Source organism: Virgibacillus necropolis, from assembly GCF_002224365.1.
In the GTDB taxonomy this organism is placed as follows: Bacteria; Bacillota; Bacilli; order Bacillales; family Amphibacillaceae; genus Virgibacillus_F; species Virgibacillus_F necropolis.
In genome coordinates this window covers 766,281-791,430 of record NZ_CP022437.1, presented here as the reverse complement: position 1 = coordinate 791,430, position 25,150 = coordinate 766,281, and the positions used below count along the sequence as shown (strand labels likewise).

Genomic DNA, 25,150 nt, shown 5'->3' with positions numbered 1-25,150 from the left:
GCCAAATTTATGTCTATCCCATTACACTAAAACTTTTCTATTCCTCTACGCGATAATCCAACTCATCGTACGGGAACATAGGGCGCATAATTCTTTTGTAAGAACGAATTTGTTCCATTTCTTGATCTGTTGGTCCATTCGTCAATGACATGATACAAAACGGTGAAATGTCTTTGAAATCAGGGGAGATATATCCTTGTTTGACAACAAAAAGATCATAATCATTGACATTCAGATTGGAATCTTTGAATTGATGTAAGTCTGTATAACTCAATGGTTCGCCCTCTACCACCAAACTGATGGGTTTTCCGTCGATTTTTACGGTGATGGCTTCTGCCATATGAGAATTAATTTCAAATTTGTTATTCACCATACCTCTGGCAACAATTTCTCCCGTCAGATGAATGGACTTATTTAATTCATCTAGTCCCATACCAAAATGAAAATCAACATGGTCTCCTACTTTTTTATCATAAAGCTCTTGATAACTATATTTATCTATGACACCCGCAACCAAGATGTTTTTATCATAATAATCATCCTTTTCCATCAGTTGTCTCAAAATATAGTTGCTATAGCCATCTCCACCAGCACCGCAATTATCACCTGAATCAGTTAGAAATACAGGACGCCCATCATATCGAAGCGCACGATCTAAAGCTTCATCAGGATAATCGACAATCCCATGATAATGAAATTGGAATCGACGAGCTAATATAAAATCATATAGTTTGTCAGCGACTTCATTCGCATATGCAGTATATTTGTCATCATTGGGTACGACAATCGCAGAACAGCCACATTTGTCTCCATCATGTTCCAAATATCCTACATGAAACGAAGCAGACAATATACGAGGATCAGATTCGAGCTCATCTAAGTATTGATTGATTGATGCAACCGGCTCATCTGTCGAAACTGATCTTTCTCCTCCGATCATGATGGGAATCTTGCGGTACACCGGTGTCATCTTCCGTCTGTTTTGTAGCAGGTCAGCCAACATTCCCGCAACCTGTCGACGTGTCTCGACTGTATCTGTATGTGGAGAATGACGATAAGTTCGAATAATGGTCGCGTTTTCAGCAAAGTCTTGTGACAGATTGCCGTGCGGATCCATACAAATGGCAATTGGCATATAAGGTCCTGTGATTTTGCGAATTTCGAATAGAATGTTGTGTTCTGCAGAATCACCTTCTAAATCCACTACTTTGCTCGCGCCATGTAAATACAAATAAATCCCATCAATTTCAGCAAGATATTCTTTCACTTTTGTCGTGAACCGTTGCAGGATAAAATCAAAAGCATCTTTCTTGATGAGTCCACCCGGATGTCCATTGGCATAAAGGCTTGGAACAACTTCGATGCCTTGATTTTCAAAAATATCGCGCACATTCATGACATCAATACATTCTTCACCATGCTTGAAGACGAAATTTTCAAATGCCATATTTTGATAAGACCATTCATTGGATTCTGAATTAAAATGTCCGATAAGTACTTTCATGATGATGCCTCCTTACTTTTTTTCATGACTCAACTTATGAATCTTCTATTTTTAAAAATCATTTCAGCATTTAATACAAATGACATGCTACCTGTGAAGCATCCTCTATGGTCTGCATTTCGGGGCGAACCTTTTTGCAAATATCCATGGCCATTGGGCAACGTGTATGAAACTTACAACCACTTGGTGGTTCCGCTGCATTGGGAATTTCTCCTTGCAGCACAATTTTCTCCCTTTGATTCTTTGGATGCGTCTGTGGGATAGATGAAAGCAATGCCTTTGTATACGGATGCTTTGGATCGTGAAAAAGTGTTTGCTTATCTGCAATTTCTACAATATTTCCGAGATACATCACTATGATTGTGTCACTAATATGTTCAACGACACTTAAGTCATGTGAGATAAAAAAATATGTCAAATCAAATCTTTCTTGCAAATCCCTCAACAAATTCAAAATTTGTGCTTGTACCGATACATCGAGTGCAGAAACTGCTTCATCTAAAATCATCAATTCAGGATGTAACACCAATGCACGTGAAATCCCTATCCGCTGGCGTTGACCCCCACTGAATTGATGAGGATATTTGTTAAGATGATGACGACCAATCCCACATATATCCAATGTCTCTTCGACTAACTGAAGTCGTTCCGTCTTTGACATCGTTGGACGATGGACCTTTAATGGTTCACCTACTAAATCTTTCACTTTTATCTTCGGACTTAGAGACGCATAAGGGTCCTGAAAAATCATCTGCATCGGTTGTCGATAAGAACGCCACACATTTTCCTTCTCATGTGTAAGATCTTTATCTTTGAACACAATCTTCCCCTCATCCGCTTCGATCAATCCATTCACTAACCTTGCCAAAGTCGATTTTCCGCAGCCTGATTCTCCAACGATACTCGCTGTTTCTCCTTTTCGAATCGAAAAAGAAACATCATCTATGGCTTTGACATGTACTTTTTTGGCAAAGATCCCTTTTGATATCGGAAAGTACTTTTTTAAATTTGTGATTTCTAATACCGTATCAGACGTCAACCTTCTCACTCCCTTTGCCATCCTGAATGCCTTCTCCCTGGAACAACCAACATCTATGTTGTCTGGAATCTGCTTCTGTCACTAATGATGGTTCCTTTTCTTTGCAAAGATCCATCACATATGGACAACGCGGGGCAAACTTACACCCCTTCGGCATATGAGCATGATCCGGCACTTGTCCAGGGATTGCATAAAGTCTTGATTGTTCCTCTCCAATTTTTGGCATAGATTGGATTAATCCTTCTGTATATGGATGTTTCGGATCATTGAATACTTCTTTTGTTTTTCCTTCTTCAATCACAGTACCAGCATACATCACGATAACACGATCACAGATTTCTGAGACGACCCCCAAATCATGGGTAATCATTAAAATCGTCGTATCATTCTCGTCACGCAATTGTTTCATAAGTTCTAGAATCTGTGCTTGGATCGTGACATCAAGGGCCGTCGTTGGCTCATCTGCTATCAGTAATTCTGGTTTACAAGACATAGCCATAGCAATCATAACCCTTTGACACATTCCACCAGATAGTTGATGAGGATATTCATTCATGATACTTTCGGACCTGGGGATGCCGACTGATTTCAACATCTCAATGGCATATTCCTTTGCTCGACTTTTACTATAGTTCAAATGTAATCTGATCCCTTGCGTTAATTGTTTGCCTATTTTTAGAACTGGATTCAGCGAGGTCATGGGATCTTGGAAAATCATCGACACGTTGTTCCCACGAATATGACGCATTTCTTTTTCCGTGAGATGAAGCAAATTCCGATCGTTGAACCATATTTCACCTTCCTGGATTTTTCCAGATGTGCCTTTTAAGAGACGCATCATCGAAAGTGATGTAACGCTTTTTCCGCAGCCGGATTCACCTACAATCCCAACAATCTCACCTTTGTTAACCTCAAAGCTCACACCGCGAACAACCTGTGTCGTATGATTATCTAAAGTAAAGCCAACTTTGAGATTATTAACTTCTAACAAATATGACATGGTACCATCCCCTTTAATCCCTTGTTTTTGGATCTAACGCATCACGTAATCCATCCCCGAACAAGTTCAACGCCAAAACTGTGATAAACACGGCAAACCCTGGGAAAAAGATAAGGTGAAATGCATCACCAATGTAATCTCTTGATGCACTGATCATAGCACCCCATTCAGGAGAAGATGCTGGAGCTCCCAATCCAAGGAAGCTTAAACTCGCTGTTGAGATAATCGCACCACCGACACTCATGGTGATATATACAATGATGGTGGAGATTGTGTGTGGAAAGACGTGCTTAAAAAGGATTCTTCCCTTTTTCACACCGATGGATCTCTCAGCTTCGACAAATAATCGCTCTTTGATCTCCAACGTCTCACCACGAACAATGCGTGCAAAAGAAGGCGTTGAGAAAAAGGCAATCGCAATAATCACATTTTTCAAACCAGAACCTAAAATCGCAACCATACCAATTGCAAGAACCAGATCAGGAAACGCAAACAGGATATCACATGCTCTCATAATGATACGATCAATCCATTTTCCCATGAAACCACTTAGCAAACCTAAAATCGTTCCAGCAAATGCCCCTAACAATACGGATGCCACAGCGACGCCAAGCGAGATTCTTGCCCCATAAATCAATCTGCTCAAAACATCTTTTCCGAATTGATCCGTCCCAGCCAAATGGCTCCATGAAGGACCTTCTAAGATATGATTATAATTTACAGTTTGTGGGTTATAAGGTGCAATCCACGGACTAAAAATTACAACAAGTAACAAAAAACAGAGAAAGACAAATGAATATAAAGCTAATTTATTTTTTTTAAATGAACGAAAAATCTTCCGAAAACTTGAATCTTTTTTCTTATTTAGGTCTTGTGTATCGTCCACAGTCATTTCTACTTCTAACATTGTTATCCCCCATTTGTGAGATCAGTATATACGTAACGCAGCCCAATGCCGCCTTTGATTCGCCAATGAACACACGTAAACAACAAATCATTATTATTGGTAGCGAATTTTTGGGTTCAAAAAGCCATATAAAATATCAACAAGAAAATTAACAAGTATAAATTCTAAAGAAAAAATTAATAAAAGCGATTGCACCACAGGATAATCACGAAACTGTATCGAATCAATCAACAATCTTCCCATTCCAGGAAAACTAAACACAGCTTCTACAACAATAGATCCACCTAAAAGATATCCAAATTGAAGACCTGCAATGGTGAGAACCGTAATCAAAGAATTTTTGAGCGCATGACCAAAAACGACTGTTTTTTCATTCATCCCTCTTGAACGAGCAGTACGGATAAAATCATTTTGTAATGTTTGTACAAGAGATGACCTTGTAAATCGTGTGATCATTGCCATAATCCCCGCACCCAATGAAATAGCCGGTAAAATATAGCCGGTCCAAGATTCAATGCCACCAGCTGGCAGAACTCCTAATACAACAGCAAATAGCTGAATCATGACTAATCCCAGCCAAAAGTTCGGAACAGATATACCTGATATTGCTGTCACCGTTCCAAAATAATCCGGCCATTTTCCTCTAAACACAGCAGAAACCACACCCATTAAAATCCCAATAACAACTGCCCACCCTATACTCAATAGAGATAGAATCATTGAAGGGATAAACCGTTCACTAAATAATTCTGTAACGGTTACATCTGACCTTAATGAATAACCCAAATCACCGTGTAAAAGATCGTTCATATACACCAAATATTGTTCTACCAAAGGTTTATTCAGCCCAAGTTCTGCACGAATGGCTTGAACCTCATGCACGGTTGCATCTTTTCCAGCCATCAATCGAGCAGGATCACCTGGGATAAAATGAACGAATAAGAATATCAAAAATGTAACAGCAATAAGAAGAGGAATAAGCCCTAACAACCTCTTGATGATATATTTGCCCATATTTTCTCCCCCCTTTTAAGTACGTACGATAAGACAACCTACCTTGCTTCATCAGTTGGGAGACTCATATAACATCGTATACCTAAAGCCTCCTGGATGAGAGGTGCGCTAGGTATTCGCTAGCGCACCTTCAGATCAAAGATTCTTACTTCCAGGCAACATTTTTAATATACAAGTTCCCGTCTGCCGATCTCCATACGCCCGTCAAATTTTCATTCATTGCAATTTGCTGTACATCAGTTGCTAAAAACAACCATGGCGCATCATCCCAAAGGATCTTTTGTACTTTATCATATTTCTTTTGTTTTTCTTCTTTTGTTTTCGAATTAAGTGCACCATTAATCAGCTCATCAACTTTTGGATTACTGTAATATGCCGTATTGGCACCATTTGGTGGGAATGCACTTGTGCTAAACAGAGGATTGAGCGCATTATCTGTATCCCTAGGCGTCGATGACCAACCCACATACCACATTTGCACTTGAGAATCTTCCGGGGTTTTAGGTTTATTGATTTTTTCTGATAAGGTACCCCGTTCAAATTGTTTGATCTTGACATCAATATTAATTTTTTTCAACTGTTGTTTGATAAACTGCATACCTTTTTTATCTTTACTAGAATTACTTCCCCAAATTGTAGCGGAAAACCCATCTGCATAGCCTGCTTCTTTCATTAATTGTTTTGCCTTTTCAATGTTATGCGTATATAGTTCTTGAGACGTGAAATTCACATTGGTCTTTGGAAGCGGCGATGTGGCTTTCTTGGCAAAACCATTTTTGACAACCTTAATATATGCATCTTTATTGATCGCATAATTCATGGCTTTTCTCACTTTTTTACTGCTGAATTCCTCTTTGCTTGTATTAACTGTTGTATAGTTCACATAAGTTGATTCATATAGATCTACTTTGATCCCATCAGCTTTTTGCAAATCTTTCACATCGTTAACAGGGACGGGGTACATCACATCCAATTCGCCTGTTTTGAGCATAGCTACACGGGAACCGTTTTCCGGAATGGGCTTGAAAGTAATTTTATCAACTTTCGGGTGCTCATCTTTCCAATAATCTTCATTCTTTACAACAACGACTGAAGCGCCATGATTCCATTCTTTCAACTTGAAGGGTCCTGTTCCAGTGGACGCCTTGGCATAATTGGCACTATCAAGGGTTTTAGGACTTGCGAAATTTTTCGTACCAATTTTGCTTAAAAATTGACTATTCACTTCTTTCAAAGTGATCTTAATCTCATAATCACCAGTCACCTTCACATTCTTGATTCCTTTTAAGTCTCTATAAGAATTCAACGATCCATCTGAATCCAAAATACGTTTGATATTCGCCTTCACAGCCTTTGCATTAAATGTTGTACCATCGGTGAACTTAACCCCTTTTTTTAGTTCAAACGTATATGTCAAACCATCGTCACTAATTTTATATTCCGTAGCCAAAAGCGGTTCCAATTCACCATCTTGGTTCGGAGTAAGCAATGACTCATACATGGTATTTAACACACTAATATCAATACCAGAACTCGAGTCATGAGGATCTAACGTTTGGACATTTTCATGATACCCCACTGTCACACCATCGTGATTTTGACTATCTGTATTTCCCGTACCATTCGTAGCTGAATTATCCCCGGTCGTACAGGCAGACAACAGCATCATAACAAGAACAAAAGCACTGAAATTTGCAATGAATTTTTTCATAAAATGAATTCCTCCTGTTTTTACAAATTGAACCTTCTTTTTTACGACAACGTAAAATCCTAAAACATCATACCCCCAACAATCCTATTACGCGACTTCTGAAATCCCGAAATAGGCGTTATTCTATTAAACCAACCTTTTTCGGTGCTTAAATGATTGATATATTCCCTTTGCGAATACATACTGGCTCCCAAAACAACGCCTTTTTCTCCAAGTTGCGATACTTCAATACTTGTTGAATCGCTTAATGGAGACCATATTTTATTTCTTGACTCTTGCAAAATGCGATCGCGTACATGTAGGAATTGTTCAATCATTTCACCTGTTAAAATCACCCTTTCCGGATTGTACATGCAAACACAGCTATTCACTGTTATTGAAGCATAAGTAATTGCACGACTCAAAATATTCTCCGCCCACTTATACCCTTTTTCAGTGGCAGAAATAATCTTATGCAAGCTTTGTGCATTAGATTTTTTGGAAGCTTCTTGAACCAAAAAACTTTCTGCAATATAAGTTTGCAAACACCCAAAGTTACCACAAGTACATAAGATCCCATTTGTATCAACAATTGTATGACCAATTTCTCCGGCAGAATTCAAATATCCTTTGTGGATTTGATCTCCTATCATCAATGCTGACCCAACACCACTTCCAAAACCAATCACGGCCATTGAATGATGTTTTATTTTTGGTAAAAACCCTTCAGCGTAAGCTCTAAGATTCAGCTCATTATCTATCAAGACAGAAAACGCCAATTGTTCTTCCAATATTCGGAGTAACGGAACATCTTCCCAAACTAGCTGTGAGGATTTGATAACGTTTCCATCTTTATGATTAATAAGACCTGGAAACCCTACACAAACGCCTGTGATTTTATCCTATCGATCTGATTTTCATGTGTTTATTTTGACTGGTAAAACCCCCTCAATGTTACCGATACCATTAAAATACCACCAAACTATTTTATTGTCAATTACAAATCTTTTGAAAAATAAAACCTGTACATCTATTTAAACATTTAATAAAGCTTTTAACTGTCTGAAATAGTTGGTGACATATTAAATTTACTTTATAATGAAAAGTATATAGAAAGGAAGTTGTCTATGGTTACAATATACGACATCGCCACAAAAGCGAATGTATCTCCCATGACTGTTTCAAGAGTTATAAATAAATCGGGTAAAGTAAGTGAAGCCACACGAACAAAAGTGGAGGATGCTATTCATGAGCTGAACTATATTCCTAATACTTCCGCGCGGTATTTAACTTCAAAGAAATCCAAAATTTTATCTCTTGTTATAACTGATATAACTAACCCCTTTTTTACAAAAGTAGCACGTGGAGCAGAAGATAAAGCAAAACAGATGGGGTATAGCCTTTTATTATGTAACACTGATGAAGATATAAACAAGGAGTCAGATTACATAAATATGCTGGTTTCAACCGGGGTAGACGGTGTACTTATTACCCCATCCCAAGATAAATCAAAAAAGAACTTGCGAACATTAAATAAGTATAATATCCCGTTTATTTTACTTGATCGTAAAATTGATGGAATCGAGTGTGATTCAGTACATGGGGATAGCCAAGAAGGAACACGGAAAATACTAGAGCATCTTATTGATAAAGGGCATCGAAAAATAGCAATTATCAATGGCCCTCTAGATGTTTCAACAGCACGCGAACGGCAGAAAGCATATATGGAAACATTAAGGACATATAATTTACCAGTTCATGAAGAACTTATCCTCCAAAGTAATTATAAGAACAAGGATACAAACTCTGACCTATCAAAGTTATTGTCTGTTCAATTAGAAAAACGACCAACAGCAATTTTTGCAGCTAATAACTTCATTGCGATTAATACAATTAAGGAACTTCGGAAACAGAATATTCGCGTTCCAGAAGATATCTCAGTAGTCTGCTTTGACGACTTGGATCCTTCCATTGACCTAAACCCTTTTTTAACAGTTGTAGCGCAACCAGCGTATCATTTTGGTTTCACAGGAGCACAAATGCTCATTGAAAGAATTGAAAAAACCGCCCCTCCAGACTTCAGGAAAATTGTACTGCCATCTAAATTAATTGTAAGAAATTCATCGGCATCGGCTCATATTTAGAAATTTTATGCGAATGATAAAGTCCTTGCCTAAATATATTTAGGCAAGATTTTTATCAGATTTATACATTCCCTTGTACAAGCACCTGGTATTTAGGAATTGGTTTTGTCTAAATTAATCGAAACACATTGGCAATTGGTGCTTTTTCATTTGTATCCGACCTTGGCACCTTTATAGACAAACCACCATCTACTTGGCTATAATCAAGGTTTTCTTCACCGCCTATCATATCTACTCTATGTACCTTTTCATGGTAAGGAATAGTAATATATCTATCTTGATTGTCGCTATTTTCATTCTGATACAAACGGAAACAATAGGTTATTTTGTCTTTTCGTGTAAAGGCAAAGTCTTCTGTGAAGTAAGGTGCACAAATACGTGTCCCGTAAATTGCCTCACCATAAGCATTCAACCAAGCTCCAAGCTCCTTCATCCTTACAATAGCTCCCTCGGGTAAGCGTCCATCTGGTTGAGGTGCAACATTTAGAGCAAGATTACCACCTTTTGAAACTACTTCGATCAACGTATGAACAATTTCACGTATGGATTTATATTTATCCTCATATTTGAAGGAGAAGGAGGTACCCATCGTGATACAACTTTCCCATGGTACATTTAATGGATGGTCTGGAATCGTCTGTTCAGGAGTAACATAGTTTTCATATGCCCCACCCACGGTACGATCAGCTGAAATTAATCCAGGCTGTTTCACGCGTGCTTTTTCTACCACTTCTCCCAGGCGGATATCTTGCTTTCTTTTGCCTACCCAACCTGCATCTAGCCACAAAACATCAATCCGACCATAGTTCGACATCAGTTCCATAATTTGATTATGTGTAAATTGCACAAACTTGTCCCATAACCAAGGGTATTCCTCTGGATCATAAGAAGGCCCTCTCCACATATTCTTTCCACGTTTCATACCAGAAGCCCAATAATAAGGAGTATTCCAATCAGCTTTTGAAAAATAGGTTGCTATCCCTAGACCTTTGTCACGGAAAGCATCGAAAAGGTGTTTACATACGTCAGCATACTTGTGTGTGTGAAAAGGACACTCTGATCCCGTAATACTATAATCAGTCTCTTTGGTGTTCCACATACTAAAGCCATCATGATGTTTTGTCGTGAAAATCAAATATTTAAACCCACCCTTAGCTGCCAGATCAGCCCACACTTCAGGCTGAAAACGAATCGGGTTAAACGTTTTATTAAGGTTGAAATATTGTCGCTTCAACTCTTCTCCATCTTCTTCCCAGTCAATGCCTTCTCGTGACCATTCGGCATCTCCATCACTTAAAGCCCATGATTCCACTACACCAAGCTGTGAGTAGGGACCCCAATGCATCATCAATGCAAGTTTTTGATCTTGAAACCAATCAAGGCGCTCCAAAATCAGTGGATCTTCCGGTTTGACCCAATCTTCCTCCACGCTATAATTATGTACACCACGCTCTATGGTTTGCTCTTTCGACTCTTTTGCCACACTATCAACCCTCTCAATATTATGAAGTTTATATGGTCAACTCAGCCATCACAGGATAATGGTCGGATGAATAACCACCATCAATAATGTTCCGATCAACTTTTTTCATGACACCCAACCCCATCCTATTACTAATATAATGGTTCATCAGGGGAGTAGCCGATCCAACAAATGAAGGGATCAAATTCCGCATAAGTATAAGCACTTTTTGGGGATCCCCACACCTTTTGCGAAAATGCTCTAATTCGTGGTAACATTCCTTTTGTAACCCACTTTTCGGCCGGCCAACCGTGGGCATCATCCCAGATTGCAAACATCGCACCTGAATGCTTTTCAGCCTTTTGATTTAGATAAATTGTATGGTCATCTTTGGGTCTAGTTACCGCCGCACCCCATCCAGCCTTCTTCATATAACCGTCTGACTCCCAAACCTCGTATACATTTTCTGGATGTCTTCTAGGATCGTCACTACCAATTTTGTCAGGCCAAAGGTCGTAATACATCCAATCCGAGTTTTTATTGACGGTTTCATAACCTGCTTTGTGAAATTCTGGTGCAAGTGGTGCTCGATCCCACTTTGCCCAGTAGTCAATAATGAAATTTGTGTCTAAGTCCATTACCCCTTCTCCGGGATCTATCATATCCACCCAAATCCATGGTCTTACTCCTTTTTCTATTAGAGGTTCGGCGAGCTGATTTAAGTAAAATTCGTACCCGTCGTACCAAGTAGCTTCGGGGACAAGTTGTTCTTTTGCCCAATCTGCTAAGTGAGGAGCAACCTCCGCACTATTCTCATATTCGTCTCCTCCCAGATGGAAATATGGGGACTGAAAAAGGTCGGAAATTTCTAGAACTAGTTTTTTTACATATTCTCTGACTTCCCACTTCGTGTAATCTAACACGGATGCTACAGAACCATCTTTTAACCTGAGCCCGTAATCAGGGTAGACCCTAACATCCATCGCCGAATGTCCAGGAGTATCAATTTCAGGCAATAAGGTTACATGGTACCGTGCAGCAAACTCAACTAGCTCCCTTATCTCCTTTTTACTATAGTGTTCGGGTGCAACTAACTCAGGGGCCACATCAGATTCAACCCTAAGTCCCTGATCATCCTTCATTCTGAGGTGCATAATATTCATTTTTGTCCATGCAAGGTCACGAATTTGTTGTTTTAGCCAATCGATGGTGAAGTGGCGACGGCCTGTATCAACTTGTAGTCCCCTAAACCTATCATTTGGCCAGTCAATTACCGTTCCGCCTGGTAACCAGTTCTGCAATCTAAGAGCCTGCAAGATTGTGCGCGTACCGTAAAACACCCCTGTATTGGTAGGGCTTGTAATTGTGAGTACATTTTCATCTATTTCTATCCGATAATTTTCCTTTCTGATAGAATTAGCTGGCTCCAACATATTAGAATCTTTGATCTCCCCGATGGTAAAAACAATATCTCCTGGTCTAGCATCTTTAGAACTGCAGTTTTCAATTATGTAGTTGGATTTTATTGAATCATCCGTATTAAATTCGGCAAGGAAAAGTTTTGCATCATCAGCAAGTTGACTTTGGTAGCCTTTATCGATAATAATGCGACCTTTATCCTTCGGGAACCACTTCCCTACATTAGGGTTATAAATAAACTTCTGGATGGCCGGTATAGTAAGCGGAAATTCATTTTCTTTACTTTCTGGTTTGGATCCAAATCGTTCCCAATTCTGATTGTTTTCGTTACCAACACTATCTAGTTTAAAAACGTTCATGTCTTTGAGGTAACCAAGTCCCGGTTGACCTTCCAAAAGACAATAAAAAGCTACTTCGGTAGTACGTGGTCCAGTTGTAAGATTTAATGATATATATGTCCATGATTTAGATGTCACCTCTTCATGGACATCCTTAACGATATGATATTTTTCGTTTTCAAGGTCCACAGCGCCCACCCATAGTTTACTATTTTCACCTTCTATACATGCCTGGGCTGTTAAGTTGTATTTCGTATTCGGCACAAGTCCCTTAACAGTTAAAGTGATAGAACCGCGGTCAATGCTAGTGCCCTTCATCGGAGAATCATAATCACCTGGATGCACTCTTCCTACTCTAGCGGTATAGCTTCCCTCAGCCTCTTGCTCTACAACGTCAGCATTGTAATACGTACCAGTCTCAAGCTTTCCTGAATCAAAATTTTCGTTCCATACCAACACCCATCGGCTGTCATCTAAAAGAACCTCTTGCTCTCGTCCATTAACGTTTTTTTGCAATATGTCTCTCTCCTCTATGTCAATAGTAGGTGTTATACCTGAACCCTATATCCTTATGTAAAACAATTTCCAACATATTGGATTACTAAGTTATTTTTTTACTTATAAAGTAATCGTGGTTGGCTGATGAACAGACGGGTCCAGTTGATAGACCCGCTGTTACTTTTTGTCCAACAACCTTATAGCAGGTGAATGGGCGAGGCCGGGTTTTATAGTCATAATACGGTAGACCAAAATAAACCTACCCTTTACTCTTTAATTTTTCCGTAATTACGTCTACTGTTCGATATAATTCATTTAGCTCTTCTAATTTTTCATTACGACCAAACTCATTTGGTGGCATATTAACAAATTTTTTAAATGACTCCTTGTTCCAGCCATTCCACGAGGTCATTACCATTCCAGGCATTTTACCTTCTGCCCCAAGTTCCTTCGCCTGCCGATTGCTTTCCTCTAAAAGATCTACTGCTGCATCTGTTTTAAACCAACAAGCAGGAATGACGGTAAAGCCTTTTTCAATAAAGTTTCCAATCGAGGGATATGCATCCAATTTATCGTAATGCCAATCAATCATAATAATGTCCTTAGGAATGGAATCAATTGCTTTAAATGTTCCAAAGGTATCCCCATCCCACTCATCGTAACCCATTTTTTCACTATCATTTAGTCGATCTGCCCACATAAACATTTCAAGACCACGCTTTTTGACCAAGTGTTCGTACATTTCATTAACAACTTTTGCGAATAAATCCGCCCTATCCTTTCCTTTACACCTTGGACACTTATCACTTGCTATTTCAAATACTTCGTCCATGCCTACATGAAATGCATCAGTCTCAAAAGCATCAATCAGCTCATCCATTAGATCAAATATAAGCTGATTAACATCCGGATGCTCTGGACACCAGCTTCTACAGAAAATTTCTGGCCACTCCGCATCCAGTGGCACATGTGGTGTTTCATCAAATTCAGGGTATGCTTTCAGTATAGAATTCCGAGACCCGCCCCAGCCCTGGTGGCCTAGGCATTGGAATAATGGTATTAGCCTGATTCCGTTGTTTTTACATACTAATGCCAATTCTCTCGCATCCTGCTTTGTTAATGTTCCTCCAGTGACTTCTGGATGTGAATTAAACACAAAGGACGTATTACATTCCAACAGTAAATGGTTAATTCCTTTTGGTGCCAATACCTTCTCAATAAATTCCTTTAATGGCTCAACCAGGTCGTGTGACCCGAATCTTAAATGGAATGCACGTACAGGTTCTGTTACATTCACTTAAATACACTCCCATTTCTTCAAATTTAGTAATCTATACTTATTCGTTTCTACTATTAATTAGAGAGTTCCTGAGGTAATTCCATTTAGTTTAAAACTAGCTTCTTTATTGCCTACAAGCTTATTGTTGTCGTTATATATATCTTTCTCAGTCAATTGATATAGCCTTTGAATAGTGTCCTTATTTTTATAGTTGATTTGTTCTAGTATACTTGCGACAATTATCGGCCATTGCTCTTCAGATCCATCTATAACTTTTAATGAAAATCCCATCTTCTCCTCATCCAAACCGAAACAATAAACACCTTGCGCTCCCCCTTTTGCGACAATATTGCCATCCATTAACAAACTCGTACAAATTGTGTCCGTACCAGAAATTATATCCGGATTTTCATTCATCATGGATGTAATCTGAAATACTGCCCGCCGAATGAAACGGTCTTCAATAAGCTCTGGTCTGGCAAACCGTAAATAGGTATTCGCAATATACCTTAGTGGTAGTGCATATACGGGAACACCACATCCATCGACCCCACTATGAATATGTTCAACCTTGCATCCGGAAACACTGGAGAGAGCAGAGAGAATCTCTTGCTGTACTGGATGATCCGGTTTAAAATAACCCTCCGTACTTACACCAAGAATCTTTGCAAGTGCGATCATTCCCAAATGCTTACCAGAACAATTATGGTACAGCCTTCTATTTGGTTGATTGTTTTTCGCAAGTTTATCCTTTGATCTTGGGTTTAGAGGATATGTTGGATGGCATAATAACTCCTCTTCCTGTATCCCAACCTTATCAAGTAACTTCTCGAGCTCATCAACATGGAATTCCTCTCCGCGATGAGATGCAGCAATTAATGCCGTTTCCCTATTCGTAAGCTTGAAATGTTCTTGAATACCATTAGCAATTGCTGGAATTGCTTGAATCGGTTTTAAAGCTGACCTTAAAAAAGTTAAATGATCTGGATTCCCTACCTGGTACTTGACACTACCGAATTCGTCAACTCCACAAATATGTCCAGGATGAATATTTTCAAGAATCCCATTTCTATAATCACTAACAAGAATTTCATAATTCATATGTTCACCTCTACTTTATTTCGTCAAATTTGTTATTTCGCCAATGGACTACCTTTTACAACTCGATTACATTGACTTAATATAAATTCACTAAACATCGAATTGGCCCATGAGAACCAAGGTCTCGTGAATTTTCCAGGGTCATCCACATGAAAACCTTCGTGCATACAATTTGTATTAGCATCTGTGGTTTTAAACAGATCAAGAATTTCTTCTTTCTCAGCGCTAGTCGATGCAGTCATCCCCTGTATAGCAAGAGCAATGTGCCATATATAATTTTTAGGCGTATGAGGGCTGCCAATCCCTTTAGCAACCTTTCCGTGATAGTAATAAGGGTTTTCCTCACTTAGAATAAATTTTCTCGTATTTTGATAAATTGGATCATCAATACTGCAATATCCCATGTATGGTAATGCAAGAAGACTAGGAACATTTGCATCATCCATTAAGTTATAATTTCCAAGTCCATCTGTCTCATAGGCGTAAATTGTTCCATACATTGGATGGTCTACTTTGCCGAACTTTTGAATACCTTGATCAATTTCGTTCGCCAAATCGACTACGGTTTTTGCTAATTCTTTATCGCCGATAATTTCATCAGCTATTTCTGCTAATTGTTTTAGGACGACAACCGCAAACATATTAGAAGGAATTAAGTAACCGTATTCACAGGCATCATCACTCGGACGAAAACCGGACCATGTCATACCTGTGAAGCCCACAGGTGCTCCTTTTCCATCATGCGATAAGGTGTCTTGTGGTGGACAGTTATCCCTTTCAAACTGATAGTTAGAATTCTTCCCATGGTTTTGTTCTATCTCCCAGGTTTCGATTATTTTTGTAACAGCTTCCCGGAAAACTTGGTTAAACTGAGTTGTTCTTCCAGTTGATTTCCAGAATAAATAGGCAAGTTGGATTGGATAACATAACGAATCTATTTCATATTTACGTTCCCATAAAAGGGAAGTCATTTCCGTTTTATCATCATGATATCTTTTTCCGTTTGCTTCTTCATTAAACGCATTAGCATATGAATCATGGATAATGCAGGCAAATTGTTTGTTAATAACGCCCTCGATCAGATCCGCCATTTTTGTGTCGTTTTCAGCTAACATTAGGTATGGACGAACCTGTGCAGCTGAATCTCTTAACCACATTGCTGGAATGTCGCCAGTAATAACGAATGTTGTGCCATCATCCTGTGGTCGAATGGTTGTTTCATACGTATTCGAAAAGCAATTTTCAAACATTGCTTGGATTTTTTGATCATCAGAGAAAGTAGATTTCACTTCATCAATTAATGTTTTCATTGATACCGGAAGTTGTCCCCGCAATTGACTCGCGCTCCTTTTTTATATTACTTTTATTAAGGGTTACTTTTCGAAAACCCAATTGTCACAATTTCATGGTTACGAACTGGAACTTGGATGCTCTTTCTACTGCCTGTGTTTAGCGCTTCTTCTGTTTTTTCGATAACATTACTTTTATAAGCAGTGTTGTAATTTGCTGGTGGTTTCACTAGAAGAGAACGCTGATCATCCGCCATATTGAACCACCGGATCATCACATCACCTGATTTGTCAGCAACTTTCATTGATGAAAGTGCTAGATTTGTAGAATCCCATTGCACAAATGAATGAACTGGTGGTAAGTTTCCTTCATGTAGACCGGTTTGTTTAATCGACCATGGTACCTGATACTGATACGCATCCTGATATGCTTTGTAGACTTCGTTTTTTCCTCCATGAGGATATATCCGGAATGAAACAGAATGCTCTCCTAAACATTGCGCTTCAGGAGTTGGGAAATAGCCCCAATCACCTAGTTCTCCTACTGATCGCAATAACGTAACCGCAATCGTGTTTCTACCGTCACGCACTATTTCGTACTCATTTAAGCCGAGATTAGCAACGGTTAATCCCTCACTATCATTACTAACGTCGACAAACGCTTGTTGATGCTGCGAATTATCTGGGTTCGTCCATTCTTCTGATGGTTCATTCAATCGTTTTGCTACTTCAAAAATTGAATCAGCATGATGTACATTTGTCTCAATATCTGTAGGAAACAATGCACGTAGACGATGATCCTTCGCCTGATTGTTATAGGACGTCTCCACGTTAATACCTTTACTATTCTTTTCTAACGTAACAATCGTTTTGATCGTAAATGGAACTTTTTCTTCCACGCGAGTAGCTTTTCTACCTGTAAACCAAACTAGTTCCCTTTGCTCGGTATCTAGTAAATCTGATGCACTGGCTGGAATTTCCCATTCATGAACAATCTCAAAACTGGCCTGAAATAGCGTATCCTCTATTACCTTCACCTTTGCTTGTAAGTCTTTCGTTGTTCGTGCATGTTCACCATTCGGTTGTTTATACATGTATTCATTTCCGATATCGCCAGTATCCTCATATATACATAGTTCTTCAAAAGTACGACCACTTGCTTTATCCGTTACGGTTAAGGAACCATTAGATTCAATTTTTATTTTCAAATAGTCATTTTCCATTTGGTTTTCATTAGTAATTAAAGAAGCAACCTTTTTTGATATATCCTGTTGTGAAACTTGTGGAACAAATGCAAATGTCTTGAAGCCTAATGCGGGAATCTTTTCAGCTTCAAAAGTCACTCGAACTCTCCGTGCCATGTACGGTTGACGGAACTTTTCTTCTGGTAAATCATAATTAAATGCGATCCCCAAATCTTCGGCTTTATGATTAAACTCATTACCTTCTTCATCAATTAAAATTCTGTCTTCCAATGGAAAACCTTTTAATTTTTCTTTATTTACTCCTGAGGAGAAGTAGTCTCTTTTGACATCCATTGTAATTGACACTACCCCAGTACGATTCCACCCCGTTGTGTTATAAACAGTAAATGGAAGCGCATTTTCTCCCCATTTTTCAAATCCCGTTGTATCAACTTGTTTAGAAATGCAATCCAAACTTTCATCAATTATCATTTCAGCAACGTGTTTACTTTTTTCAAAACGTGTTACCATTTCACGGTGAACTTCGTCTACACTACAACCACAAATACTGTCATGTGGATGATTTTGCATCAATGTTTTCCAAGCATATTCAAGCAAATGATGGTTGTAATCTTCCCCTTGTAAATAAGCAAATGAAGATAATGGTTCAGCCACCTTCTCAAGAAGAGCCTGACAAAGTTGATTCATTTGTTTAATATATACGCGTGCTGATGCTGTATTAACAAGCGTTCCCCATCCGTCTGTTTGCTGGCTTCGTAATTCTCCATCAATCACTTTTAAATCTTTTGGAATTGATGTTGAAAGTTTGTCAACATAATCATTAAAGTTTGAATGGATAAACTTTATATCCGGATACAAGTTTTCGGCAGTTTGAATTGCTTCCGGTAAATTTGTTTGTATAGGCTGATGATCACAGCCATTCAACATGAGCATATGTGGTGTTGATGCGTATTTTTCTAACGATGTGATATGTTGTTCCCAGTAGTTCTTTGCTTCTAATTCATCTGTTGGTACTTCGTTTCCATTGCAATACCAATTTGCAAATAGGATACCTAGAACAGACGATCCATCTGGTGAGCGCCACTGCATTTCTGAGTATGGTGATTCATAATTATCGGTCTCACTAACTGTATTATTAAATCCTGTTGGTTTCACACCCCGTCCGAAAACTGCATGTTCGATACTTGCCTGGCTTAAAATTTGTGGTGCTTGGCCAATATTTCCAAATGAGTCCGGAAAATAACCGATTTTTGATACATTTCCCCATTGTGACGCATCTTTCATTCCGTATTGAAGATTGCGGATATTCGCTTCACTACTCGTCAAAAACTCATCCTGCAAAATATACCAGGGACCAATGTGTATTCTTCCTTCTTTAATAAACCGTTGAAGACTTTCTTTCATTTCAGGACGAATTTGCAAATAGTCATCCAAAATGATCGTTTGTCCGTCAAGATGAAAACTTTTATAATTGGGATCCCTTTCCAAAGTATCCAGTAGCTTATCCATCAATTTTGATAATAGGACATGATGCTTCTCATAGGGCAAATACCATTCCCTATCCCAATGGGTGTGGGAAATAATATGTATAGATCTTTTTTCTACCAAAGTTAACCCTCCAAAAAAAATATTTAATCTATAATAGGTTTATGTTTCCAAAGCCTCGATAACTTTTACAATTGCACGTACCTTTTCTGGATCAATTGGCTTTAAAGCGTTGCCACCTATCCGAACTCCCGAACCAAAGTGGATTTCTTTGATTCCCGTTTCCTCTATAAATTCTTTAACATTGTCAATACTTAAGCCACTTCCGGCTATAATATTGCATGGGTTATTATCAGTAAGTCGTCTAAGTTTTTTAATTTGATTTGTAGCCTGGATAACACTTTTTTTCCCACCGGAGGTTAGTACCCTATTAACCTGTGGAAATTCGAATAAGGTAGTTAGAGCAGCTTCCTGATCAATGACTTCATCAAATGCCCTATGGAAGGTTACATCCAATTTACCCGCTGCCGCTAAAAGATTTTGTAAAGCAGTTTCATCAATTGTATGATTATGATTTAAGGTACCTAACACAATTCCGGTAGCACCTAGTTCTCGAACAATCCTAATGTTATCAGTCATAATAAGTAGATCTCTTTCGCTATAACAAAAGGTATAACTATGCGGGCGGATCATAACATTAACTGGAATATTCACAGCCTGAACAACCTCTTTAATTAACGCATAACACGGGGTCAAACCACCTTCATCGATGTCCTTCACTAGTTCAATTCGGTTTGCCCCATTTTCTGCAGCAACCTGTGCGTCATATACACTTGTTGCAATTACTTCAAAGTTCAATTTAAAGCCTCCTTATTTGGAGAATTCAACAAGAAAAGTTTTAATCTCATATGGTTTTAATTGGAAGTTAATGCTAGAATCATTTACTTTATCGAGCACAGGGTTTTCCATTAAATTGCATTCCTGCCATGACACAATAGTAAAATCACTTCGCATTTCTGCTTGAGTACGAATACCTTCAAACTCATGGACTCTTAGAACAATTTTGTCACTATACTCAGCCTTTTTTACTGCATCAACCATGATATTAGGTTCCGAACAAGCTAGCATAGATAATTCTTGAACATTATTACTTCCTTCATTACAAGTAAGTGGGTTATTTAAATACCATGCTTCTTTGACAGTATTACCTTCCTTCCAACTACCTTCATGAGGAAGTAATGAATACGTAAAATCATGATGACCTTGATCAGCGTCTGGATCTGGGTGAACAGGTGCTTTTAATAAGGAAAGCCTTATTACATTATCCTTGACATCATATCCATACTTACAATCATTAAGAAGACTAACCCCATAGCCACCTTCGGATAAATCAGCCCACTGATGCCCTACACTTTCAAAGCGCGCATAATCCCAGCTTGTATTCCAGTGAGTTGGGCGTTTCACATTACCAAATTGAATATCATAGGTAGCTTCAGTAGAACGAATTTCAACTGAAAAAGCGGCCTTTAACAGACGCTGTTTTTCCCGCCAGTCTGCATGTGTTTTAAAATCAATTCTCCTGCTAGTTGTATATAAAATCATATCTTGTTGGATAACCGAGCTACCGTATTTCCAAACAAAGCGGACGGAAGCTTGAGTATCACCTTTTTCCAAGAATTGAACCGATTGTAGTGAAGCAACTTCTTCCATTTTTTGTTGATAAAAAATATCGATATCCCAAGCATCAAACATAAGTGGTTTGTCTTCAAAAACTTGCAAAACGTTTCCAGACGCATTTTCAGCTAACACTTCTCGTTTATTTTCCAGATCATAAATACTTGTTAGATGCCCTTTATCATTCCATTCAATAGCATAATATGGTGTCTTGATACTGGAATTTGTTAATTTAAATAATTCATTCTGAGTATTCTCGCTACGACTCGATTCCGGGTGAAACTCAAGCTTTGTGTATCCCATTGCCGGAATGTTCTCCATTTGGACGTACCAACCTTTTTCGGTTTTCTGTGCAACGAGTTTATTACCCTCAATACTTCTCCATTCTCCTTCACCTAGATGTTTTGAGTTAGAGATTAAAATCAAGTCATTTCTTTTCCAAGGTGCTGAATTAAATACAGTCCATACATTTTCTTTTGTTACCTGTAATAGTAATTTGGATGTTTGATTCCATACATTTTCACCTAGTCTCTCTGCTTCTTCATACTCTTTTTTAGCATCTTCGTATACTTCTTTTATGGAGGAACCAGGGATAATGTCATGAAATTGATTTCGTAATATTGTCTTCCAACCTTCAGTCAATTTAGCTTGTGGATAAGCTGATACCTCATTTTGATGGATACCATTTAATACGCTTAACCATTCACTTTCCCGATAAAGCAATTCTAACTTTCGGTTCATGCGTTTCATATACGCCTGACTCGTATATGTCCCGCGGTGAAATTCAAGGTATAGCTCTCCATCCCACGTATGGACATATTCATCTGTTTCTTCAACTGTTTTATGCAGATTTCTGAAATAATCTCCGGCAGTAGAGGGTTTCGCATGTGGTAATCCAGGGATTTTATCAATGCGTCGGCGCATTTCAAGCATTTCCCGATTAACCCCTCCTCCACCATCCCCATATCCATAGGAAAGCAGAAGATCTTGGTTTATATTTTTATCTTTGTATGCATCCCATGATTCCTTTACTACTTGAGGTGTAATAAAGCCATTGTACGTATAGTATCTTGATTCTGGCCATGGCTCTGTAGTGGTAACAAAGTGAGTTAATATTTCGCTTCCGTCAATACCACGCCATTTAAATGTATCGTGTGGCATTCGGTTGTACTGACTCCAGCTTATTTTAGTTGTCATAAACGTTTTGATTCCTGATTTTTTCAATATCTGTGGTAATGCCCAACTGTACCCAAATACATCTGGTAGCCACAGGTATTCACATTCTGTATTGAATTCATCGCGAAGGAAATTCGATCCTAACAGCAATTGGCGAACAAGCGATTCTCCAGCTGGTATGTTACAATCAGCCTCAAGCCACATTCCTCCATCTGTTTCCCATCGACCATCTGTTATACGTTCCTTCATTTTTTCATAGATTTCTGGATAATCATGTTTAATATATTCATACAACTGCGGTTGACCTTGCATGAAAATATATTCAGGATATTGTTCCATTAAACGCAATACCGTTGAAAAAGATCGTGCTGATTTTTCTCTTGTATGTTTTAGACGCCACAGCCAGGCGACATCGATATGTGTGTGACCTACACAGTGAAATGTAACGGCGTGGTTTTTTTCCATTTCATTTAATTGTTCTTCCAAATAAGATTGTGCGTCATATACAGATTCATAGAATTCATTTGAACCAGGTGTCAACCAATTAATTAGATTGATAGATTGATTAAGCGCGTTCAACAACTTATGTCGTTCCGGCTGATTATCATTTAATACTAGTACGGTTTCAAGAACAGCTTTTGCATCAAAGTAGAAGTTATCAACTTGCTCATCTAGCCAAACAATTTCTGCACGCTGAAATTTATACTCCTGTTCAACAGGCTGACCCCCTCCTTCAAGGCCTGACCATAACCTAAAATCAAACATTAGACTTTCCCCAGCATTCTCCTCAGAAATAAAAACTTCTTGGTGATTAGAATCTACACCTTGATAAGGTTCTCCATTTAAAAATAAAAGGGACTCAAATCCTGAGTTATTTCCTCCCCCAGTTCTACCAAAGTCAAACAAACCGACAATTTTTTTGCTAGACCAGTTGTTCGGAATTTTAACCTCTGTTGATAACCATGCATATAAATCTCGCCCTTGCCACCGTTCTCCTATTTTTATAATGGAAGAACTATCATCCGGTGGGTAGCTACCAACCTCCCCTGCTTCATCAACAACAAATTTCCATTCAGACAATTTAATTGGATTTCGGTACCGGTACATCGATATCTCATTAATACGTGATTTTGCTTTTTCTTCTGTCAAAAACATATGCAAGCCACCTTTATCTTTGAATCAGTTTATAATTAGAGGGCCCGTATGAAAGCCTTTATCTAAAGGGTCATACGAGCCATCTGTTACACATTAAATACGAAAGATTTACTAAATGATTTAATTAATTATTTTCCCAACGATCATATGCCTCTTGATGAATTTTCACTAAACTCTCGACATTCATATCTTTAATTGTTTGGACATATTTATCCCAATTTGATAGAGGTTCAACACCAGTTATAAACTTAGCTTCCATTTGTCGAACATACGTCTCCAAGTCAGCCTGAATTCTAGAAACCTCTTCCTGTTCTTCTCCCTTTAAATAAACGAGTGGATAAGGGACTTCCGCATATGGTTCTATCTTATCGCTGGTTTCAGATGAAATAAACTTATCAAATTCACTCTTTTCCATTCCTTCTATTGGACCGGTTAAAGCAGGTGTATTAATTCCATAGTCAGGCGTAAGAGTTCCACGATAATCTTCTAGGCTTTCAAAACCATCTGGTAAAGGATTTTCTTTTTTAGCTCCACCTTCTTCGTCGACCCATGACCAGAGATGTCCTTCAGGACCACGGTTTAGGAACTCATAGCCTTCTTGTGAATAAAAGTAGTCAACCCAACGTATTGATGCTGCAGGGTTTGGATTGTTTTTTGTGATTGAAAAATTACCTCTATTGATTCCCGTACTACGTGGGACTAGTGGTTCATCTGAAACAGAACTAGTCAATGGAAAAAACATTGGGTCATTAAGAGCCTTTTCTGGAGTTTCACCCAGTGTAAAGAATGAGAAGTAATCTGGGAATACTCCAACTCTGTTCGCTTTTCCTTTTGCCTTTTTCTGCTCATCTGATTGAGCAAATACTTCTTGATCTAATAGTTCCTCTTCATAAAGTTTATTCATATACTTTAAATATTCTTTATACTCAGGTTGGATTGGGGTATACCTTACATTTCCATCAACTTCCTCAATACCCCATTCTTTCAGGCCAAAAGCACCTAACAACCATGGACGAGTACTATCCATTTTCACATCGGTTAATGGAATTTCATCTGCCTTTCCGTTACCGTTAGGATCTTCTGTTTTAAATCGTTTTAATAGTTCGTAAAATTCTTCAGTAGTCTTAGGTAGTTCCTTAACATCCAAAGCCTCTAACCATGTTCCGTTATACCACATTGGTCCTCTATACCAAATAGCTGTATCTCCTTTAGACACCCTCGGTAATGAATAAATATGACCATCAACTGTAGTAACGGATTTTTTAATAGCTGGGTTTTCCTCGAACATTTTTTGAATATTTGGAGCGTGTTCAGCTATAAGGTCTTCTAAAGGTAACAACACCCCCTGTTTTCCATAATCCACTTCCATAGCAGGTGTCAAATTAGAAGTTCCAGCTGCATAGATAATGTCCTCTATATCCCCACTAGCAAACGCTAAATTTAACTTCGTTTTAAAGTCGCTCATTGGAGGTGTCTTATAGTCAAAGTTGATATTGGTCATTTCTGAGTACTTTTGTAATGTAGGCATATCTTTCCATTCCGCCATACCAGTACCCGGTGCTATCAGTGATAATTTTATCTCTTCATCGACAATTGGGAACCCTTCATCGTTTACGGGTACCGCTTCCTCATCACTTTTTTCCGCTGCTTCCTCTGAGCAAGCAGCTAGAAGTAATAATGCAAAAAGTGCAACCAACATAATGCGCAGTGATTTTTTCAACTAATACATCCCCTTTCAAATTATTATAATAAAAAGATTTAGCTTACCTCA

The 25,150-nt window shown here is 38.5% G+C and carries 17 protein-coding genes; 1 reads left to right on the top strand and 16 read right to left on the bottom strand.

What is annotated here, in order from left to right; translation table 11 throughout:
- Positions 1–37 precede the first annotated feature (37 nt).
- The 7 genes from CFK40_RS03780 to CFK40_RS03750 all read right to left on the bottom strand — a co-directional run bounded on the left by CFK40_RS03780 (position 38) and on the right by CFK40_RS03750 (position 7,993).
- Entirely contained in the window at positions 38–1,504 is a 1,467-nt protein-coding gene (locus CFK40_RS03780; RefSeq protein ID WP_089530758.1) for a M81 family metallopeptidase, read from the bottom strand.
- A 70-nt stretch (positions 1,505–1,574) separates the two neighbouring features.
- A complete protein-coding gene (locus tag CFK40_RS03775) occupies positions 1,575–2,543 on the bottom strand; it encodes an ABC transporter ATP-binding protein (RefSeq protein ID WP_405196569.1) in 969 nt (322 codons plus the stop codon).
- Complete coding sequence (locus CFK40_RS03770; RefSeq protein WP_089530756.1) at positions 2,533–3,543, bottom strand: ABC transporter ATP-binding protein; 1,011 nt, start codon at positions 3,541–3,543, stop codon at positions 2,533–2,535. The genes CFK40_RS03775 and CFK40_RS03770 overlap by 11 nt, the downstream gene beginning before the upstream one ends.
- Before the next feature lie 13 nt (positions 3,544–3,556).
- A complete protein-coding gene (locus CFK40_RS03765) occupies positions 3,557–4,450 on the bottom strand; it encodes an ABC transporter permease (protein ID WP_089530755.1) in 894 nt (297 codons plus the stop codon).
- 93 nt (positions 4,451–4,543) lie between these two features.
- Positions 4,544–5,464, bottom strand: a complete 921-nt coding sequence (locus CFK40_RS03760; protein ID WP_089530754.1) for an ABC transporter permease — start codon at positions 5,462–5,464, stop codon at positions 4,544–4,546.
- Positions 5,465–5,609: 145 nt separating this feature from the next.
- Positions 5,610–7,175, bottom strand: coding sequence for an ABC transporter substrate-binding protein (locus CFK40_RS03755; protein WP_089530753.1), 1,566 nt, complete (start codon positions 7,173–7,175; stop codon positions 5,610–5,612).
- Positions 7,176–7,234: 59 nt separating this feature from the next.
- Complete coding sequence (locus CFK40_RS03750; RefSeq protein ID WP_264371402.1) at positions 7,235–7,993, bottom strand: ROK family protein; 759 nt, start codon at positions 7,991–7,993, stop codon at positions 7,235–7,237.
- Between the two features lie 288 nt (positions 7,994–8,281).
- Here CFK40_RS03750 and CFK40_RS03745 point away from each other — a divergent pair, with 288 nt between their 5' ends.
- Entirely contained in the window at positions 8,282–9,298 is a 1,017-nt protein-coding gene (locus tag CFK40_RS03745; protein WP_089530751.1) for a LacI family DNA-binding transcriptional regulator, read from the top strand.
- A 109-nt stretch (positions 9,299–9,407) separates the two neighbouring features.
- Here CFK40_RS03745 and CFK40_RS03740 read toward each other — a convergent pair whose 3' ends face one another.
- The 9 genes from CFK40_RS03740 to CFK40_RS03700 form a co-directional block, all read right to left on the bottom strand.
- A complete protein-coding gene (locus CFK40_RS03740) occupies positions 9,408–10,781 on the bottom strand; it encodes an alpha-L-fucosidase (protein ID WP_089530750.1) in 1,374 nt (457 codons plus the stop codon).
- 131 nt (positions 10,782–10,912) lie between these two features.
- Positions 10,913–13,033: a family 20 glycosylhydrolase gene (locus tag CFK40_RS03735; RefSeq protein WP_089530749.1), complete on the bottom strand. Its 2,121-nt coding sequence runs from the start codon at positions 13,031–13,033 to the stop codon at positions 10,913–10,915.
- 241 nt (positions 13,034–13,274) lie between these two features.
- Positions 13,275–14,312 (bottom strand): family 20 glycosylhydrolase, encoded by a 1,038-nt coding sequence (locus CFK40_RS03730; protein ID WP_089530748.1) that lies wholly within the window; start codon positions 14,310–14,312, stop codon positions 13,275–13,277.
- Between the two features lie 60 nt (positions 14,313–14,372).
- Positions 14,373–15,395, bottom strand: coding sequence for an asparaginase (locus CFK40_RS03725; protein WP_089530747.1), 1,023 nt, complete (start codon positions 15,393–15,395; stop codon positions 14,373–14,375).
- A 32-nt stretch (positions 15,396–15,427) separates the two neighbouring features.
- Positions 15,428–16,729 (bottom strand): glycoside hydrolase family 125 protein, encoded by a 1,302-nt coding sequence (locus CFK40_RS03720; protein WP_405196568.1) that lies wholly within the window; start codon positions 16,727–16,729, stop codon positions 15,428–15,430.
- Between the two features lie 32 nt (positions 16,730–16,761).
- Positions 16,762–19,497 (bottom strand): alpha-mannosidase, encoded by a 2,736-nt coding sequence (locus tag CFK40_RS03715; RefSeq protein ID WP_089530746.1) that lies wholly within the window; start codon positions 19,495–19,497, stop codon positions 16,762–16,764.
- Positions 19,498–19,536: 39 nt separating this feature from the next.
- Positions 19,537–20,232, bottom strand: coding sequence for a copper homeostasis protein CutC (locus CFK40_RS03710; protein ID WP_089530745.1), 696 nt, complete (start codon positions 20,230–20,232; stop codon positions 19,537–19,539).
- A 12-nt stretch (positions 20,233–20,244) separates the two neighbouring features.
- Entirely contained in the window at positions 20,245–23,379 is a 3,135-nt protein-coding gene (locus CFK40_RS03705; RefSeq protein ID WP_089530744.1) for an alpha-mannosidase, read from the bottom strand.
- A 124-nt stretch (positions 23,380–23,503) separates the two neighbouring features.
- On the bottom strand, positions 23,504–25,099 hold the full coding sequence (locus tag CFK40_RS03700; RefSeq protein WP_319418026.1) for an extracellular solute-binding protein: 1,596 nt from the start codon (positions 25,097–25,099) through the stop codon (positions 23,504–23,506).
- Between the last annotated feature and the right edge of the window lie 51 nt (positions 25,100–25,150).

Bases quoted from the DNA above. Each gene is read 5' to 3' on its own strand.
- CFK40_RS03780 (WP_089530758.1), bottom strand. From the start codon at position 1,504: ATGAAAGTACTTATCGGACATTTTAATTCAGAATCCAATGAATGGTCT.
- CFK40_RS03770 (WP_089530756.1), bottom strand. From the start codon at position 3,543: ATGTCATATTTGTTAGAAGTTAATAATCTCAAAGTTGGCTTTACTTTA.
- CFK40_RS03765 (WP_089530755.1), bottom strand. From the start codon at position 4,450: ATGTTAGAAGTAGAAATGACTGTGGACGATACACAAGACCTAAATAAG.
- CFK40_RS03760 (WP_089530754.1), bottom strand. From the start codon at position 5,464: ATGGGCAAATATATCATCAAGAGGTTGTTAGGGCTTATTCCTCTTCTT.
- CFK40_RS03755 (WP_089530753.1), bottom strand. From the start codon at position 7,175: ATGAAAAAATTCATTGCAAATTTCAGTGCTTTTGTTCTTGTTATGATG.
- CFK40_RS03745 (WP_089530751.1), top strand. From the start codon at position 8,282: ATGGTTACAATATACGACATCGCCACAAAAGCGAATGTATCTCCCATG.
- CFK40_RS03725 (WP_089530747.1), bottom strand. From the start codon at position 15,395: ATGAATTATGAAATTCTTGTTAGTGATTATAGAAATGGGATTCTTGAA.
- CFK40_RS03705 (WP_089530744.1), bottom strand. From the start codon at position 23,379: ATGTTTTTGACAGAAGAAAAAGCAAAATCACGTATTAATGAGATATCG.